The sequence below is a fragment of the Pseudomonas brassicacearum genome, assembly GCF_918698105.1.
In the GTDB taxonomy this organism is placed as follows: Bacteria; Pseudomonadota; Gammaproteobacteria; order Pseudomonadales; family Pseudomonadaceae; genus Aquipseudomonas; species Aquipseudomonas brassicacearum_F.
On record NZ_CAKKMI010000038.1, the window covers coordinates 15,327 to 34,348 of the forward strand.

9 protein-coding genes are annotated in these 19,022 nt (G+C 59.9%); 6 read left to right on the forward strand and 3 right to left on the reverse strand.

Features of this window, described 5'->3' with window-relative positions; all coding sequences use genetic code 11:
- The first annotated feature begins 210 nt into the window (after positions 1-210).
- The 6 genes from LQ215_RS16265 (at position 211) to LQ215_RS16290 (ending at position 7,148) form a co-directional block, all read left to right on the forward strand.
- On the forward strand, positions 211-936 hold the full coding sequence (locus LQ215_RS16265) for an RDD family protein (protein ID WP_230151402.1): 726 nt from the start codon (positions 211-213) through the stop codon (positions 934-936).
- Entirely contained in the window at positions 933-1,907 is a 975-nt protein-coding gene (locus tag LQ215_RS16270) for a stage II sporulation protein M (RefSeq protein ID WP_230151403.1), read from the forward strand. The genes LQ215_RS16265 and LQ215_RS16270 overlap by 4 nt, the downstream gene beginning before the upstream one ends.
- Entirely contained in the window at positions 1,894-3,438 is a 1,545-nt protein-coding gene (locus LQ215_RS16275) for a DUF4129 domain-containing protein (protein WP_230151406.1), read from the forward strand. Before LQ215_RS16270 ends, LQ215_RS16275 begins: the two co-directional genes overlap by 14 nt.
- The gene (locus LQ215_RS16280) at positions 3,435-4,598 is read left to right on the forward strand and encodes a DUF4350 domain-containing protein (protein WP_230151408.1); all 1,164 of its coding nucleotides are present in this window, start codon (positions 3,435-3,437) and stop codon (positions 4,596-4,598) included. The genes LQ215_RS16275 and LQ215_RS16280 overlap by 4 nt, the downstream gene beginning before the upstream one ends.
- Positions 4,595-5,599 (forward strand): AAA family ATPase, encoded by a 1,005-nt coding sequence (locus tag LQ215_RS16285; RefSeq protein ID WP_003205102.1) that lies wholly within the window; start codon positions 4,595-4,597, stop codon positions 5,597-5,599. Before LQ215_RS16280 ends, LQ215_RS16285 begins: the two co-directional genes overlap by 4 nt.
- Before the next feature lie 217 nt (positions 5,600-5,816).
- Positions 5,817-7,148, forward strand: a complete 1,332-nt coding sequence (locus LQ215_RS16290; protein WP_230151410.1) for a DUF58 domain-containing protein — start codon at positions 5,817-5,819, stop codon at positions 7,146-7,148.
- Between the two features lie 23 nt (positions 7,149-7,171).
- Here LQ215_RS16290 and LQ215_RS16295 read toward each other — a convergent pair whose 3' ends face one another.
- From LQ215_RS16295 to LQ215_RS16305, 3 genes are all read right to left on the reverse strand, one after another.
- Positions 7,172-11,221: a hypothetical protein gene (locus LQ215_RS16295; protein WP_230151412.1), complete on the reverse strand. Its 4,050-nt coding sequence runs from the start codon at positions 11,219-11,221 to the stop codon at positions 7,172-7,174.
- Positions 11,218-15,318, reverse strand: a complete 4,101-nt coding sequence (locus tag LQ215_RS16300) for a neuraminidase-like domain-containing protein (RefSeq protein WP_230151415.1) — start codon at positions 15,316-15,318, stop codon at positions 11,218-11,220. The genes LQ215_RS16295 and LQ215_RS16300 overlap by 4 nt, the downstream gene beginning before the upstream one ends.
- Positions 15,319-15,386: 68 nt before the next feature.
- Complete coding sequence (locus LQ215_RS16305) at positions 15,387-18,974, reverse strand: Tc toxin subunit A (RefSeq protein WP_230151417.1); 3,588 nt, start codon at positions 18,972-18,974, stop codon at positions 15,387-15,389.
- Positions 18,975-19,022 lie beyond the last annotated feature (48 nt).

Here is a 19,022-nt window from a genome sequence, read left to right on the forward strand (position 1 = left end):
TCGCTCGCGATAGCGGTGCCTCAGCTTGCATCCATGTTGAATGGACTGCCGTCATCGCGAGCAAGCTCGCTCCCACAGTTGAACTGCGGTAGCCACGAATCTTGATGCAAACCATGAAATGACCTGCACAGTTCTATCGTTTGCCCGCACGAAGACTGCTAGCATCTGGGCCGAGATTGAACATTCGGTCTGGCCCATCACAGGTTGCCCATGCTCGAGACACCAGCACTGCAAAGGAACGCGACGCTGCCTGCGCCCCTGGACACGCGCTATCAGGTTGAAACGCCCGAAGGCATCGACCTGCCGCTGCGCCCGGCGGGATTGATGCCGCGTGCGATCGCTTTCGCCATCGACCTGGGCATACGCGGGCTGGTCCTGGGGCTTTTCTTCCTGGTCCTGGCGTTTTTCGGCGAACTGGGGATCGGCCTGGGGTCCATCCTGCTGTTTGTCGTCAGTTGGTGGTACATGGTGCTGTTCGAGGTGCTCAACCAGGGCCGCTCTCCCGGCAAGCAGATCATGGGGCTGCGCGTGGTGCAGGACGATGGCCGGCCCATTGGCTGGTCGGCGTCGTTGATCCGCAACCTGCTGCGCTTCGTCGACATGCTGCCCTTCGGCTATACCTTCGGGGCCATCAGTTGCCTGCAACATCCGGCGTTCAAACGCCTGGGCGATCTCGCGGCCGGCACACTGGTGGTGTATCGCGAACAGCCGGTCAAACGCCCTACATTGCCAATGGCAACGCCGATACGAACACCTTTCACCCTGAGCCTGAATGAGCAACGCGCCGTGCTGGGCTTCGCCGAACGCCAGGCAGAACTGTCCCCAGCGCGGGTCAACGAACTGGCTGCCATCCTGGCCGCGCCACTGAACGTCCAGGTGCCAAACGCCGCGGCCGAACTCAATGGCGTCGCCCGCGGCCTGCTGGGGCCAACATGAAGCAAAGCCTGTTCGAAAGCCGTCACCAAGGGGAATGGGAGCACCTGACCCGGCAACTCGACCAACTGGAGCGCAGCCGCAGCGTGCCCCAGAGCAGCGACTTCCCAGCCACCTACCGACGGCTCTGCCATCACCTGGCACTGGCCCAGGCCCGGGGCTACAGCAGCTTGCTGGTCGACACGCTGCAACAATTGGCGCTACGCGGTCACCAGCAACTCTACCGGGACCGCAGCCGACCCTCGGCCAGCCTCTCGGCGTTTATCCTGGTCGGCTTCCCTCGCCTGGTGCGTGAACAATGGCGATTCGTGCTGGCCGCCAGCCTGATGTTCCTGGGCAGCCTGGTGGGCATCGGGGTGCTGGTCTATCTGTTCCCGGAACTGGTCTACAGCGTGCTCGGCGCCGACGAAATCAGCCAGATCCGCAGCATGTATGACCCGGCGTCCGGGCACCTGGGGCGCTCCATCGAGCGGGCCGCCAGCGAAGACTGGGTCATGTTCGGTTATTACATCATGCACAACATCGGCATTGCCTTTCAGACCTTTGCCAGTGGCTTGATGTTTGGGCTGGGGAGCGCGTTCTTCCTGTTTTTCAATGGCCTGACCATTGGCGCGGTGGCCGGGCACCTGACCCAGATCGGCTCCGGCGCAACGTTCTGGTCGTTCGTGATCGGCCACGGCGCCTTCGAACTCACCGCCATCGCCCTGGCCGGGGCCGCGGGCCTGCAACTGGGCTGGGCCTTGATCGCGCCGGGACGCCTGACCCGAGGCGAGGCCCTGCGGCTCGCGGCGGGCAAAAGCGTACTGATGATCGGCGGTGTGATGCTGTTTTTGCTCATGGCCGCGTTCATCGAGGCCTACTGGTCTTCCAGCGCCGTGACACCCGTCACCAAATACACGGTGGGCGCCTTGTTGTGGCTGTTGGTGATCAGCTATCTGTCGCTTGCCGGACGGGTCCGCCATGCGCCTGAGTGACGCCACCGTCGTCATCCGCCCACGCACCACCTGGGAAGCCATGGACCTTGGGGTGTTGATGAGCCAGCAGCATCGACGCCTGCTGATGACCAGTTGGGCGATCATCACGCTGCCGGTGTACCTGTTGCTGACCCTGCTGCTATGGGATTCACCTTCGCTGGTGGTGATGCTGTTCTGGTGGTTGAAGCCGGCCTTCGACCGGTTGCCGCTGTACATTCTGTCCAAGGCGCTGTTTGGCGAAACCCCCACCTTGCGCCAGGCCCTGCGCCAGTGGCCTGCGCTGCTCAAGCCGCAGTTGCTGGCCAGCCTGACCTGGCGCCGGCTGAGCCTGAGCCGCAGCTTCCTGATGCCGGTGGTGCAACTCGAGGGGCTTAGCGGTGAGGCGCGGGCGCAGCGCTTGCGGGTATTGCAGCAACGTAACCGTGGCGCGGCGCAATGGTTGACCATCATCGGCATGCACCTGGAAACCGCCTTGTGGTTCGGCCTGATGGCCCTGTTCTATCTGTTCGTGCCGCAACAAGTCGAACTGCAATGGGATTGGGAGACACTGGTGTCTGCGGCCGAGCACGACTGGTTGTGGTTCGAACACCTGGTCAACTTCCTCTACCCGCTGCTGCTGATCTTGTGGGAGCCTGTGTATGTCGCCTGCGGCTTCAGCCTCTACCTGAACCGGCGCACGATCCTCGAGGCGTGGGACATCGAACTGGTGTTCCGGCGCCTGCGCCAGCGCCTGAGCGGCGTGGCCCCGGCATTGATGCTACTGGCGCTCATGCTGCTGCCGCTGGCGCCCCCGGCGTTTGCCGCCGAGGGCAGCGACGGCCCCGACAGCCCGCGGCTGCTCAACCAGCCCCTCACCAGCGAGGTCTCCCGGGACGGTATCAAGGCCATCCTCGACGCCCCGCCGTTCAAGAACCCCGAGACCGTCATCCGGTATCGTTTCGGCGAAGAAACCGCCGAATCCCCAAAGACCGAGACCAAGGCCAAACCGAGCTGGCTCAAGGCATTGTTCAAATGGCTCGGCAGCCAACGCTTCGACATCGCCGCCGCGCTGATCCAGGTGGTGCTGTGGGCCTGTCTGGTGGCGGCGATCGCCTGGCTGGCCTGGCGTTATCGGGAACGGCTCAAGGCCCTGGTCAATCGCCGACCGACGCAGCGCCTGCCGGTGGAACGCGCCGCACCTGCGCGCCTGTTTGGCCTGGATATTCGCGAAGAGAGCTTGCCCACCGACGTGGCCGCCAGCGTCGAACAACTGTGGGCCACGCAACCCCGTGAAGCGCTGGGCCTGCTGTACCGGGCGCTGCTCAGTCGGTTGCATCATGAGTTCAAGATCCCCTTGAAACCGGCCGACACCGAAGGCCAGGTGTTGGAGCGCGTCGAACAGCTCAAGCAAGACAACCTGCTGGGTTTCAGCAAAAGCCTGACCCTGCATTGGCAGAACATTGCCTATGGCCATCGCCTCCCGCCACCCCACCTGCAACAGCAACTGTGTGATGGCTGGCGCGAGCTGTTCGGTCCGGGGGCCTCTCGATGAGCCGGCACGCAGGGTGGCTGATCGGCGCCGTGCTGGCCACGCTGGTGTGCGCATTCGGCCTCTACCTCTACATCAAGGCCGAGCCCTATGAAGAGGTCGTCGAACACGGCCCCTCCCCTGAAGTCCAGGCCAATCCCTACCTGGCCGCCGAGCATTTCCTGCGCCAGCAAGGCATCAACGTCGAGCACGCCAACAGCCTGGACGTGCTGCCCACCTTGGAACCTCGCCAACACAGCCTGCTGTTGCTGGGCGAGCGAACCCACATGACGCCACGGGAAGTCGAGCAACTGATGAACTGGACCCGGGCCGGCGGGCGCTTGCTCTTCGTTGCCGAAGCCTTGTGGGACGACAGCACCGGCAGCAGCGGCGACCTGTTGCTCGACCGCGTGCGCCTGCGGCAACTTTTGAGCAAGGATCTCAAGGAGCCGACCCCCGAATTGATCAAGGACCGTTACCCGGAATTGACCAAGCTCTACCTGGAAGACGAAGAGGCACCGGCGTATGTCGGCTTCGACACCGACTTCCACCTCGAAGACCCGCATAACCTGGCCCAGGCCTGGGCCAACAGCGCGCTGTCGACCCACATGATGCAGTTGAACCTGGGCCTGGGCTCGATCACCGTGATCACCGACGCCGAGCTGTGGAAGAACGAGTCCATCGACCAGTACGACAACGCCTGGCTGCTCTGGTATTTGAGCGCCGACACGGACGTGACGCTGCTGTTCAACACCGACCACGACAACTTGCTGACCCTGTTGCTGCGTTATTTCCCTCAGGCACTGGTGGCGCTGCTGGCCTTGATTGCCCTGTGGTTCTGGCGTTCAGCGGTGCGCCATGGCCCGCTGCAACAACCGGCTTCCAAGGCGCGGCGTCAATTGGAGGAGCATGTGCAGGCCAGCGCCGGTTTCCACCTGCGCCACAACGGCCAGGAGTACCTGCTGCATGCCTTGCAACAAGACGTGCTGCGCCGGGCCCGTCATCTTCACCCTGGTTTCGAACAACTGGCCGTCGCCGAACAATGGCAGGTACTCGCCCGCCTGACCCGGCAACCGACGCGGGCCATCAGCCAGGCCTTGAGCCCACGGCCGAAACAGCGCCTGTCTCGCGCTGACTTCTGCCGCCAGGTCGCCCATTTGCAAACCCTCAGGAATGCCTTATGACTGAACAGAACGAACCTGTCGACGGCCAGGCCCACGCCGCCCAACAGCGCCAACGCGCCAGTCAGTTGGCCCAGGCCATCCGCACCGAACTGCGCAAGGCGGTGGTCGGACAGAGCGCGGTGATCGACGATGTGCTCACCGCACTGATCGCCGGCGGGCATGTGCTGCTCGAAGGCGTTCCCGGGCTCGGCAAGACTTTGCTGGTGCGGGCCTTGGCCCGGTGTTTCAACGGCGAGTTCGCGCGTATCCAGTTCACCCCCGACCTGATGCCCAGCGACGTCACCGGGCACGCGGTGTACGACTTGCAGACCGAGCAGTTCAAGCTGCGCAAGGGCCCGGTGTTCACCAACCTGCTGCTGGCCGACGAGATCAACCGCGCACCGGCCAAGACCCAGGCTGCATTGCTCGAAGCCATGCAGGAACGCCAGGTCACCCTCGAAGGCCGCGCCCTGCCCATCAGCCAGCCGTTCATGGTCCTCGCCACCCAGAACCCCATCGAACAGGAAGGCACCTACCCGCTGCCGGAAGCCGAGCTCGACCGCTTTATGCTCAAGGTGCGCATGGACTACCCGGACGCCGACCAGGAGCTGGACATGGTGCGCCAGGTCAGCCGCTCGACCCGCGCCGACATGCTCGACGTGCAACCGCTGCGCATAGTCTTGCAGGCCAAGGACGTGCAAGCGCTGCAACGCATTGCCAGCGACCTGCCGATGGACGACCAGGTACTCGACTACGCCGTGCGCCTGGCCCGTACTACCCGCAGTTGGCCGGGCTTGACCCTCGGCGCCGGCCCGCGCGCCTCGATTGCGCTGGTACGTTGCGCCCGGGCCCGGGCGTTGTTGCGTGGCGGCGAGTTCGTCGTGCCGGATGACATCAAGGGCTGCGCCCTGGCCGTGCTGCGCCATCGCGTACGGTTGGCGCCAGAACTGGACATCGAAGGGCTGTCGGTGGACCAGGTGCTGGGGCAACTGCTTGATCAAGTGCCGGCGCCGCGGTTGTGATGAGGCCTCCTGTGACAAGCGCGCTTTTTGTGTCTGGAGCGCTTTTTGTGGCGAGGGAGCTTGCTCCCGCTGGGCTGCGCAGCAGCCCTCTGATGCGGCCTGACACACCGCAAGGGGACGCTGCGCGTCCAGCGGGAGCAAGCTCCCTCGCCACAGGAGACCTCACCGCAGCCGACTCTTTTGCCAAGGCAAACGCCCTCTCCACGGGAACGCCCCCATGAAACCCTCCCGCCTGCTGCTGACCTGGCTTGCCGTGCTGCTGGCCGTGAGTATCGTGCTCGGCGCGCTACGGGCCTTGGGCATGGCGGTTCCATCAACGCTGCTGTCGATCAACTGGGGGCTGCTGTTGGCCTTGCTGGCCCTGGCGCTGCTCGACGCGGTACGCGTCAGGCGCCTGCCCTCGCCCCGGGTGCAACGGCAGATGCCCGGCAGCCTGGCCTTGGGTCGCTGGGGTGAAGTCCGCCTGGAGATCAGCCATGACTTTGCCCAGCCGCTGCACGTGCAGCTTTTCGATCATGTACCCGACGGCCTGGACTTCGAAAACCTGCCGCTGTCCGTCGAGCTGCAGCCCGACCAGCGCAGCCAGGTCGGCTACCGCCTGCGCCCGCTCAAGCGCGGCCACTTCGCCTTCGAACATTGCGAAATCAACCTGCCAAGCCCGTTGGGCCTGTGGACCGACAAGCGTCTGCTGGAGGCGATCGATGAGACTCGGGTCTACCCGGATTTCGCCAGGCTCTACGACGGCCAACTGCTGGCGGTGGACAATTGGCTCAGCCAGCTCGGCATCCGCCAGCGGCAACGACGCGGCCAGGGCCAGGAATTCCATCAACTGCGCGAATTCCGCGAGGGCGACAGCCTGCGCCAGATCGACTGGAAGGCCACGGCCCGGCATCGCACGCCCATTGCACGGGAATACGAAGACGAACGCGACCAGCAGATCATCTTCATGCTCGATTGCGGCCGGCGCATGCGCAGCCAGGACGGCGAACTGTCGCACTTCGACCATGCCCTCAATGCCTGCCTGCTGCTCAGCTACACCGCGCTGCGCCAGGGCGATGCCGTCGGCCTGAGTACCTTCGCCAGCGAACAGCCGCGCTACCTCGCCCCGGTCAAGGGCACCGGCCAACTCAACGTATTGCTCAACACCGTGTACGACCTCGACAGCAGCCAACACCCCGCCGACTACCAAGGCGCCGTCACGCAACTGCTCGCCCGGCAAAAACGACGGGCCCTGGTGGTATTGGTGACCAATCTGCGGGATGAGGACGATGAAGAACTGCTGACCGCCGTCAAACGCCTGGGCCAGCGGCATCGGGTGCTGGTGGCGAGCCTGCGGGAAGAGGCGCTCGACCGGCTGCGCCAGGCGCCGGTGCAGACCTTGCCCGAGGCGCTGGCCTATTGCGGGACGGTGGAGTATTTGAATGCCCGTGCGACGCTGCATGAACGGCTGGGCGCCCATGGGATGGCGGTGCTGCAAGCCCGGCCCGGGGAGTTGGGGGCCGAGCTTGTGACGTTGTATCTGGGGTGGAAGAAGGCGGGGGATTTGTAGGTGATTCCCCTCTCAGGATTCCCTCAGAGTTTATCTACCACGCTGGACCGTAACTCTAGTGCCGGCAGATCCGGGCTATGCAACTCCAAAAGAAAAGTACCGTAAGCGCCATTTTGAGTCACGATAGTCCAAGACATGGGAACCGTAGTCACAGGCCGTGCCACATAAAAACCGGGATCATATGTCACCAAGGGTCCTGACTCGCCCTGGAGCTTAACGTTAGTTGCGTTAATCAGACTGCTATCTTTCTTGACTCTCAGTTCAAGAATACTCGTAGTGTCGTGCACTAAGCTCACTCCCCTGTTAACCCCATCTTCCCCAATGACGGGGGCATCATTCAACCAAAGCGTAAACTCCTGCTTCCAGCTATTTTGGGTTCCCAGCACCTTAATCGCCAGCCAAGCCGAATCCAACCCAGACTCCCCACGCACGGACGCACTCAACGCATAGCTGCCGATCCTCGCCGGTAATTCAAAGGCGATCTGCGCCTTGCCCTGCGTATCGGTCACAGCCGCTTCCAGCCCGACACCTCTGATAAACCAATGCACCCGCACCCCAGCGACCGGTTCACCGGATGCAGCACTGACGACCATGACCTCGGCAATGACCTCTTCGCCCGGGTACCCTTCGAGTTTGTCGCTGGTAAGGCTTTGAATTTCACAAGCCTCGTGCACGAGGTAATCGAACTCAACAACTTCGGTTTCGGTTCTGCCCATGGCGCGAGCAGTCACCGTGCCCGACCCGGAAACCGTCGCAACGAAACTGAAACGAGCAATGCCATAAAAATTGGTGACGGTGACTTGCGGCTCGATGGCCTCATCCGTGCTCTCCCATGACACCTCCACATTCCTCGCCGGTTGACCGGACAATGCGTTGGTCAAGGCGACTTCATAGAACAAGGTTTCCCCCCAGTCGACGACGGTGTCCTGGTGCGTACTGGCCGTGACATCTACCGGCACGTGGCTGCCCAGGGAAAAGGCATTCAACGGTGAGCGCTCCAACAGGCGCGAGGCTGACAACTGTAAGTAGAACGCCGCGTCGGTTCGATCCCCCGCCGAAAGGCTGACAGGTAGCCCATCGTTGCTTAATGGTCGTGGTATCCCCAAGCCCACCGGCCCGAACTGCATTGCCATATCAAGCTCATGGACCCCGCCAAGCCCCAACGCAAGGGACTGATCGAGCAACGGGCTCCCCTGCGGCGCGCACAGCTCCAGATCAAACCTATCGCTTCGACGGGGAAAGAATGTTTGTTCGCCCCAAGGCTGCTCCACTCCCGAAGCAGTTTTGACCTTGAGCTCTAGCCAGGGATCTTCCTGATAGGCGAATACCTCAAAGCGGTGCTCGACCTGAGTGGCATCATAAGGATTGCGGACCACGGCCTCCATCGTATGGCTGCCCGCCGTCAAGGGCCGGTAATCGCGCTGCGCGATACCATCCGCCCCGCTCAGAGAGTCGTCTCCATCGTCCCACGTCACGCTGACATCGTTCGCCGGTTCACCAGTGAACGCCGACAGGTACTGCAAGGCCAGCCGTGCGCTTTCGCCGTTGCTCACTACCGGATCGGTGGCAACTTCATAGGGAGTACCGAGCACCACTTTGTTGTGGCCCAGGTTCAACTCGAAAGGCTGTGGCTGGGTCAACGTCCCAGCTCCTTGGATACTGACGGTCCAGTTGCGTTGGGCGGCAGTGTTCGCGCCGGTGAAGTCGCAACTGTAACGAACGCCACCAGCCGTCATGCCGGGCGTTTCGGATAAGGGCGGAGTGATCATCCAGCCCGACGGCAGGTCCGGCCCCACGGAGGTTTGGAGCAATAGCCCGTGCAACCCACTCAGCTCGTGCAGGGGTTGGACGGTGAGATCGTGGACTGCGCCAATGCAAGGGTACAACCGGGTATCGGTGTCCCAGTTTTTCTGCGCCTGGTCGAAGATCAACTCGACCTCGGCGCTCAAGTCTTCGGGAAGCACACGAAACGCCAGGTCGAGCGCTTCCATCCCTGTCGATATCACCTGCAGATCAAACACACCGCTGGTTTCGGCCACCAATGCCTCGACGCTCCATTGCGCACCGTCGGCGGTGAGAGGGGTCGGGGTTTCCATGTCGGCGATGACAACGGAATCGGCGCTGGCAGGATCCTGCCACCTCAGGGACACCTCCTTGCCGATCAATGGGCTGCCAGGCTCGACCAGAAGACGAAACACAGACTGTTGCCCCATGCGACACACCGCACCCGCCCCGACCCGATCGATCGCTACGTCACCCAATGTGAAGCGTGCCGTTTTCCATGCACTGGTCGGCAGCGTCCGGATGGCAAAGTCGTGCCCCAATTGCTGCCCGCCTTCCCGGGGATTGACCCGTGCGATGAGTGTGTAGTCACCCTGCGCGGTAGGTCGATCGATCACGCTGGCCCAGCCATTCACCCCGGTAAAAGTGCGTTGAACCCCGCCAGATGTATCCCACTCCACCGGCACGCCTGCAACCGGCAGGCTGCTGAGAGTCATCACCTGCAGCATGCACCAGACATAATCCCCTTCATCCACCACCGGACGCCGGTTGGCTTCACGCACACCGCCGATCTTGAGGCTGTGCCGGGCCAGTGACATGAGGTTGACCACTGTAGGCGCCAGCAGATTGGCACTGGCTAGGCGCAAGTTGAAATGACCGTCGACAAGATCTTCGCACCGCAGCGTCCAGGACAACTGCGTACCGTCGACCCGCACCGGCTGCAAAAAAGCCGGCGCAACGGTTACCCCGAGCTCATCGGGGTCCTTGCCTTCCCATGCCAGCCATACCTCAGTGTTGAGTAAGGGGCTGTCAGCGGCGAATGACACCTCCAGGCGATACGATGCACCACGATCGGGATAGCCGGTTTTTTCCCCCCACAATGCGGGCTCCATGCCGGGGAACTTGACTTGCACCGTTTTCAGCGGGTCGGTGGCGTGGGCCTTCACGGTAAATGTGTGGCCAATGTTGCCCGGTGCGTAAAAGGGACTGTCAACCCGGGCCTCCACCCGCAGCGAGCCTTCGGTGAGCGGCATGAATTCGAATTGCGCATAACCGCCGTCATCGGTCGCACCGACAGACAGCACCTCATCGCCCAGCATCCAGGTCACGGGATAATCTCGCATCGCCAGGTCGAGGTAATAGGACTTGACCTGAACGCCCAGCTTGACGGACTGACCGTACTCGACAACAGGCTCATAAGCGGGATCCAGACGCGTCTCGACCAACAGTCGATGGTGTCCCAGCGACACAGCGATCGGGTACGTTTCGGCGTGGTACTTGCTGTAGATCGAGAGGTTGAACGACAGTGTTTCATCGTTGGTAGGCACGGGGCAATCGGCTGCCCACACGCCTTCGATCGGCTGGTTTTCTCCCCATTCAGGGGAAACAACGATCATCTCTTGCGGATTATCCTGGCTCCAGAGCAACGCCTCGGTCCCCGCCCAAGGGCTTTGAGGCACAGGCTGGAAGGAGATCTGGTGGCGCTTGTCGCCGGTGGCACCGTGGCAGAGGTAAAGCCTGGGCTCCTCGGTCGGAGCATGGTTTTGTCCATCGTTGACAATGCCAGCCAGGACCAGCGGATCCAGTTCAAGGTGGAAATCGATTCGGGCAATGATGAGGCTGTTAAACGTACTGGATTGAGTCGAGCTCCTGATCTCAAACTCAAACAGATCATCGTGATCGACATCAAAATCGATCAGCGCTGTCACGGGCGTCAGGCTCAGTGCCCGGGTCTGATTATCCGAGACCTCATTGCCACGAGGCGCAAGTAAGATTTCCAGCTTATCCTCGGTCGCACGCCGGCGCAGGATGAAGATACCGGGCTCTGCATGCCGATTGTCATACAGGAAGCTGAGGCGGTACAGCGCGCCCGCCGATCTGCGTGCCGGGGCAGGCACCGTCTGGCCGATCCCGGAGCCTTTCCAAAGAGACATGAACGTGATGGGCTGCCCTTCCCACGTATCCTCTTTCAGATCGCTGTTACCTCCATTGACGATCTCCCAGTATCGATACGACTCGAAATGTCCATTCAGGACAACGTTGGTACGGGTGTTGACAGGTTCTCTGTTCATTTTTCACCTCTGACGCGCGCTCTGTCGGAAGCGACCACGAAGCTCTGGACCTCTCTGGAAAAAGCAGGCCCTCCCGTCTTGGCGGTGTAGCGAATCTTCACAATGATGTCATTCAGAGCCAGCAGTTGCCGTTCCTGACGCGGCTCATTCGGCCAGGGAAAGGTCAGCGTCCAACGGGATACAGCACCTGTGTTTTCGAATGTATTGCGCAAGCCCTCTTCGGTTTTCAACGCCGCCACGCCGAAATCATCCATCCCGGTTGAAATGGCCATCTGCTCACCGCTGCTGACATTCAGCAATACGTCCTGCGGTGCGATCCCGTCGCCGTTCCCGTAGAGGTATTCCAATGACTGAAGTGAAGGCTTGATCGCCGTCTTGCTGCCGACTTGCGTCAGCGTTGCACAGATATTCTCGTGAGCACCGATCAGGGTCGGCAGGGTGACGTCCACAGCGCTGATCTGACGGCAATAGTGGTTGTGATAATCGCGGTCGAACAACAATTGGGGCAGGTTGAAATTCAATGCGCCGGTTTGCCGCAGCATTGCCACTGCGTCGGTCCAACTATCGGCGTCATCCTGCTCATACCCGTCGAACAACTGGCGCAGAGAAACGGTTTTAACCAATTCAAGACGTCGTTCATAACGCAACAGATAGTCCGCCTCCATGCGCAAAAGGTCGAGTCGTAATGCATCCCCAGCAGTCAAGCCGTAATAGCTGTCCAGCCAGGCGTCGGTGCGGATGTGTCCCAGATCGAACTCGGCTGTATCTACCCGCAACGCGCTTTGAGCGCTCAGACACAAACTGACGACCTGATCGTAGGCTTGATAGTGCAAAGTCTTACATTGGCTCAGATACCAACGATACAACTCGACACGTGTAGTGCGGGTAAGCAGGAAGTCATAAAGCGCCTGGATCTGGGCGTTCGACTTGATGATCTGTTCAAGACTGACCTCGGCCGCGGCAACGGCATGTTCCTGCGCGCGGATGTTGTCATCGATCAGGGCAAGTTCGGCGGCTGCCTGATCCCGCGCCAAGCCCCAATCCTCACGCCTGCGCCGATAGCTTTCGGACGTTGCGTCTTTCTCGGCGCCGCTGCGTATGACATCGGCCCCAATCTGGAATCCATAACCCATCGCCCTTGGAAGACTACCTGGCTGGTGCCCGCCGTTTGCTACACCAAATATATTGGGAAAGGCATCAACGACAGCACCGGCGAGCTGAAACGCAGTGCTGAGCGCCGACAGGACTTTGGCGTCATCGAGGTCCGCCATGACCTTGTATTCGGTACTCGAGACGTTCTCCGAGTGCAGCTTCGCGTAGTGTGAGCGACGCTGTTCCGTCATCGCACGGCTGCTGTGCAACGCGGCTAGGTTTGCTTTCAACTGAGCGAGATTCTCCTCTTGCATGTCCTTGGTAAAGGCACTCAGCTCGGTGAGATGACGCTGTTCCAACAATTCTTGCTCGCCCCGGTCCTGCTGTTCCAACAACCGCATCACCTGATTACCGCACTCCTGCAGATACTGAGTCGCACGAAGTGCCGCATCGAACAATACCCGCCAGCGAAACGCCGCCACTCGCAAAGGCCCGCCGATTGGACGAACGGGGCCGGCGCCACCTGCCGCGAGGTTGCTGAGCAGATCGGAAGGATTGATTGTACTGAACAACGCGATGGACAACGGCTTGCCATCAATGGTCAAGTTATTGCGCAGGTTGAACAGCCGTTGTGCCGGCAATTCGAACAGCTGCATGACCCGCTGGCTCACAGGCAACCTGAAGCGCTCCGAACCCAAGACACCGGGATCTTCGAAGAAGCGAGTCTTGACCGGTAGCCATCCCTGCTCCAATTCGAGGCTGTTTTCGAACGCCTTGAATGCAGCATTGTCCTCAAGCTCCTCGGCCAACTCCGCCAACGTAGCGGGCTCCCATCGGCTGAGAGTTCGGGTGTCTGGTGCCGCCCCCATCAGGTTTTTCGCGCGCAGGTACTGCATCTTCGCCGCCACCAGACTATCTCGCGTCAACTGTCGATACAGCCAGTCGCCCCACTCCACGAGGTTGGCGACATAGTCGAGAAAAATCAGCATCTGGTAATGCCGGGGCGTCGAATAGGCAATCGCATCCGGGTCGGTCGGGTCGCTGGCCTCACACCCCACGCCACCCTCGGCGCTACTCACATTCAATGGCCGGCAGCGCCAATAACGCGGTTTGGGGGCTGCCCGCCGGTCGTTTGTGTCGGCGGGGGCCTGGGGATCGAAAATGAAGTGCAGCCATTGCTGGGCCTCGACAAACCGATCTTCGTCCTTGAGACGCGTCGCCACCAGATGAGGCAGATGAAAAAACAGCTCCCAGAAAAACAGGCCATTGGCTCCATCAAACGGCCCGTTGGGCTCAGTTGTGCTGTCTGGCATGGCTGGCTCGTTGGGAAACTGGGTATCCCAGTCGAGCACCGCATCGATCGATACGTTCGAGCGCGTGACCAGTTCAGCACCGATCAAGGTGTTCAGGCGGGTGTATTGAAGTTTCAGGGCAGGGTCGTTGAGATGCAGGAATTGAGCGCCTTGAGGATTGGTTTTGTGCAAGGCAGGAAGGCGAGGCACAGGCGGAACACCATTCGTCTCTATCGTAAAGGTTTTGTAGCCCAGCCCCTCACCTTCAAATGTGAAGGTCACGCTCAGATTGGCGAAACTCTCACGGACAACTTTCATCCACGGTAATGACCAACCCCCATTGTCGGATTGCGGACGCTCCTCCGGTGCAGGATCCCCAGCAGCCGGATCGTTCAACGCCAATGTGAAGGATTTATTCGTTCCATCCTCCCCGGGCACCAACAGAGCGCAATGCGCTTGGACATGCAGTACCTGCTTTTCTCCACTTTTTATTACAAAGGCTTTGAGCGTGAATTTCTCCACCAGAGGCTTCGCCCCCGAGGAGATCGTTTCTGTCATGCGGGAAAAGTTCTCCGGTGCAATCCGTTGCTGTAGGGTCGTGGGCTTCAAGAACCGGACCATCGCCAAATAGTCCATGATCGGTTTTTGGTCTTCCACCTTGCGAAACAGCGCGTCGCGCGTTTCGTAGATTTCAACCGGGTCAAGGCGGGCTCCGAACAACGGCCCTGTTGCATTGGTCAGGTGTACCGCCAGCCTGCCCTTGGGATACAACGGATCCACATCATCTCGCAGCATCACCGCTATCAACCGACAGTTGGGGCTCACGTCCTTATGGAACAACGACAAATTCAAACGCATCGGTGGCGACCACTGTCCGTTCAACGCAATGAAAGCCACCTTCAACTCGAGTTCGTAGGGCTTTTGCAGTCCGCCGCCGGCGTCGAACAGCGCCTGGCGCCACTCCGCCCAGACCAGGCACAAGCGCCCTCCCCAAAACACAAGCCGGGTGTCGAGGACCTGCACATCGGTCGGGATGCCGACGGGCTTCCACTCGCTCCAGGCCGCGGGGTTGATGGTTTCGGTGTCGTCGTCCAGTTGGACATCGACCTTGCGCCAGAAATAACGATAGGGGGCGATCCGCTCCTGGCCAACCAGGTAATAGTCCGCGCTACGGGCATCAGCACCATCGACATAACCACTGAGCACATCCAGGTTGCATATCTCTTCGAAAGCTCGCAGGTATTGCTGGACACCCAGTTGCACTGAGTCGGCGGTCAGCCGGGTCTGGTTGAGGTTGTTTTCAAGGGTTTTGAACAGGCTGGACTTGCGAATACGTGCATAAGGCGTGATGTAATCCTCTGGCATGCACTTGAGCAATTGGCTGGCGGCCCACAGTGGGTATTGGCTGGCAATGTCCCAGTCCTTGAGGTCCTTACTGTCGAATTCCCGATCGGTATACCCCGGCTCGAGCTTCTGATAAACCGCATGGATGTATTGTTGAAAACAACTGACCGCCTCGGCGACCCAGGACGTCTTGACTTCATGGTTGTCCATCGGGTCGGTACGCAGCCACTCCAGCAGGTCATCTGCTGTTTTTATCTCTGGAAAACCCCGGCTGTTTTCCCGATCTTCGATTTCCTTGATGCCCAGCGCGTATTCGACCAAAGCGTCGCGTCGCATGGCTGTAACGCGGGTGATGTTTTGGGTAGCCATGTGCGTCTCCTCGCTGCTGGGGTATTCGCGATACGGCATCTACCGAGGCGTCCTATCAAGTGCCGCTTTCACTCGGTGAATGTGATAGAGCGCAACCTCAATGCAATGGTCTGATCGGCTCTGCGCGAAACTTTAGGCTCCTCGATCGTCAAACCTTCAGGACTGGTGAACGTCACCTCCGTCACCCCTTCGGCATTGGTTGTGGTGTCATAAGTAAGACTGAACAGCGGCTCTAGCATCCAGCTCACTGGCTCGTCGGCAATCGGGTTGCCGTATCGATCGTATAACCCCACTCGCAAGGTGACGTCGTTGCCGACTTTTTCTTCAGTGACGTAGATTTCCGTGTCCAGCCGGTGAAACTCAAGAGACTCGAAATCAACACCCACGACGACGGCTACCCCGGGCTGTGGTTCGCGGGCATCCAACCGATAACTGATCACATCACGCCCTACAGCGGCGCCGACATGCACCGTGGCCGTCGCGGCACCGTTTTCATCTGTTGTGGAAACGGCCGGTTCGATCGTGCACAGCGTCGATGCCCAGTAGATGTTGACGTTCTTCTGCAGCGCTTGCCCACGGGTAACCGTGATGTTCAGTTGCGCCGTGCCATCGCTGTTGGCGATCAGTCGATCCGTATCGATACTGCACTCGACCATGACCTGATCGGTCTTGGCATGGAGGCCATACAGCGGCAATGTCTGGTCTGGCTCTGCCAGAAGAACGGCGACTTGATCGGCCAGTGTTTGGTAAGCCTCGAACGAGTCATCGGGATTCAACGCGCCAATTTTCAGCGTATGAATCGCGTCCAGTTTGCTTCGAAGCGCGAAGGCACGCAGGCGAGTGAACAGATCCAGGTGCTCGAGGCTGCGGATGTAGCCCGCCCCGGGGTTTACCTTATCGGCGCAAGCCCGTACCTCTTGGACACTCCATTCAAAAATTTCGGAAAGCAGTTCGGCGGTGTGCTCCTGCACGAGTGTCAACCCGTCGCCAGACAGACCGTCAGGAAGCCCGTTCACGATTTGCAAATAACCGAGCAGCCTAGCCTCGGGGCGCTGGCTCAGGGCAACAGCCCGGTTGTAGACCGTCAGGTAGTACAGGGCGGACGGAGTAAAAAGCTCTTCTGTTGGACCCCCCCCCACGCCATCCCCGATGGTCAAGTAAAGGTTCAGGAACTCCACGCTGAGCTTGAGCTCCTTCGTCACCTCGCTGAGGTTAGTGAAACCGTCCAGCATGCCCAGGAACGGGTCACCGGGTTCTTCTTCCCGCTGGCGCCCTGTCGATGAGTCCTGCGCCAATGGACGCCCCGACACGTTTGACAGTACGTCATATACCGTACCGCCCGACCAGCTCAGGACCGGTAACGCCAGAAGGGACGCCAGGTTGCCGTATACGGCCAGGCTTTCCTGAATCACGCCACGCTGGCCGGAGCGGCTGCTCAGCAATACCCCGACAATCTGTTCGACCGTTTGCAAGTCGTCTCGGCCGATGACTTGGGACACCACCCGCGTGACCCTTTCACGAGCATAGGATTCGTAAGACCGTCCACCGGTTTCGACCCAGTGAATCACTAACCCGTGGGCGTCGGCCAACTCAAGCAGTTGGTTGGTCCACAGCCGACCGTTGGAGAGTTGCGGCACGCCCGCCATGCGCAGAGCCTCCTCGGTAAACAGAGAGGGCGCCATTTGCATGCGTATCTGCTCAAAGAGCCGTGTCTGTGCCTCTGAAGGTTCGGAAGGAACGGGCACGGGTTTGACGTGGGTGATAGCCCAGCCCACGTCCAGGTTGCTGTCCTTGCACCAACGTGCCCATCCCTCCAAGCGCCGTATTTCGGTCAGCACGTCCGGTACCTGTGCCTGGGTGTCGGCATTGATGTAGGGCCAGTAGGCCAGCGTAGATAGCCAGGAGTCGGCGCTTAACAGATTGAGTATCTCCACTGCCAGATTCGGTGCGATGCCCAATATCTGCGGCAGCCTGGCCATGCGGTAGAAGCTGGACAGCACCGGGAGGCTGCGTCTGAGCCCACTGGAGTGAGCGCTGGCGATCAACGGCGCCAGGTTGAAATACGTCGTCAAGTCGATATTCAGACCGCTGCAAATATGCATGACCGTCAGTGCGTCCTCTTCAGTTTCTGGATTCAATGCAAACGGCAGATCATCCAGAAGCAAAGGAGGCATCAACAGCGTATCCCTGTTGAACACCCGGTCGAATTGCGAGCGCTCGGTACCGCGTCCGAAAATGGAAAGGCTGCCAACGAAGGCTGCAAACTCTTCAGCCGAACACTGATAGTGTTCCCTCAACATTTGGAACAAGCCCAGCGCCCGAAGCGTATTGGCCGTCATCCAATAATCGAGCTCCTGGATGCCGGCAGTTGGCTGCTCCGATTCGGCTGTCAAGATTGCACTTAATAACGCATCGGTTTCATGGCTGGGCAACTGCATCGCTTTGTCCAAGCGGATCTTGCGGTTGAGGCGGTCAACCTTGTCGAAGTGATACGTAGCGCAATGAGCGATTTCCATAATGACATTGCGTATATCCGTGCCGCCATATGAAATGTACATGGAGGCGTTGGCATACCCATTGTTGATAAACACCGACCCCGAATATCCAGGCGTAACAACTTCATTAAAGTACGGCGCGTTGTCGGAGACAGTGGGCGCGAACCTCTCCACCGACAACAAGGCTTCCAATTCAGCCTGAGTCAGGCGGGTTCGATGGTTGAAGTAAAAAGCCTGATTCAAATCTTGCGGTTCTATTCCATTGAGCATGCCAAAGTTGCTTTTGAAATACGCAAGGTTTTCTTGCTCCTCGTTTTTGAAATAAGGATCTTCCGTCATGACTTGCCGGAGACTCGGACTGAGCCGGGCGGCTTGAGTCAGCACATGACCGGCTGTGTCTCCCCAAGGCACATCACGCAAGAAACAGGGCGAACAGGGATCGCATATTTCCACCACTGACCCAACGGTCATACCCAGATCCCGAGCAAACTCATTCAGCGTGACCCAGGGGTGGTGATAAGGCAGACCATTGGGGTATCGGCGCGCGTTTAACGTCTCGTTCAGATTGTCGACTTCAGGCAAGGAATCGCGGATTGATTTTTCCAGCACCGCGCTGACCACCTCGACCGACGACACCACACCATTGGCCGTTACCGAATCAACACGCAACTGATCCAGGTCCACCCGCCGCGTCTTCAATGCATAGGCTTCGTTGGGATTGGAAGGGCGCAAGCGTTGTTCGGACCAGTGTTTCAGCCATACCGCATAAGCCACAGGCGAATGAATGGCCTCGATCGCATCGACCGGACATTTATTGGCGAAATTGAACTGGAAGAGCTTCTGGAAACTCGGCCCATCCACCAGTGCCAACAAGCCCTGGCGCAGGTGCGCAGGCAGCGGTTCTGAATGGATCAATTTGCTCTCGATAAAACGACGGAGCACCCACGTTGCCAACCCATTGAAGCGCGTTGCGAGCGCCTTGGCGTCGTCAATATCCAAGCCATACTCATCCACCAGCACCGCAACGCCTTTGCGAGCCAGTACACACACCGACCCGCCCTCTTCGAAATATTGATCAAGCGCAGCGAACGACTCAGCTTTTTGCTCATCTGCAAGCTGTTGGCAAAAGCGTCTGGCAATCTGAACCGGTGACTCTTTCATCTCATTGCTCCCGCTTCCAATGAGGGCTGCGCTCGCCCGCGCCAAATG

Bases quoted from the DNA above. Each gene is read 5' to 3' on its own strand.
- LQ215_RS16305 (WP_230151417.1), bottom strand. From the start codon at position 18,974: ATGAAAGAGTCACCGGTTCAGATTGCCAGACGCTTTTGCCAACAGCTT.
- LQ215_RS16285 (WP_003205102.1), top strand. From the start codon at position 4,595: ATGACTGAACAGAACGAACCTGTCGACGGCCAGGCCCACGCCGCCCAA.
- LQ215_RS16270 (WP_230151403.1), top strand. From the start codon at position 933: ATGAAGCAAAGCCTGTTCGAAAGCCGTCACCAAGGGGAATGGGAGCAC.
- LQ215_RS16295 (WP_230151412.1), bottom strand. From the start codon at position 11,221: ATGAACAGAGAACCTGTCAACACCCGTACCAACGTTGTCCTGAATGGA.
- LQ215_RS16300 (WP_230151415.1), bottom strand. From the start codon at position 15,318: ATGGCTACCCAAAACATCACCCGCGTTACAGCCATGCGACGCGACGCT.
- LQ215_RS16265 (WP_230151402.1), top strand. From the start codon at position 211: ATGCTCGAGACACCAGCACTGCAAAGGAACGCGACGCTGCCTGCGCCC.
- LQ215_RS16275 (WP_230151406.1), top strand. From the start codon at position 1,894: ATGCGCCTGAGTGACGCCACCGTCGTCATCCGCCCACGCACCACCTGG.
- LQ215_RS16280 (WP_230151408.1), top strand. From the start codon at position 3,435: ATGAGCCGGCACGCAGGGTGGCTGATCGGCGCCGTGCTGGCCACGCTG.
- LQ215_RS16290 (WP_230151410.1), top strand. From the start codon at position 5,817: ATGAAACCCTCCCGCCTGCTGCTGACCTGGCTTGCCGTGCTGCTGGCC.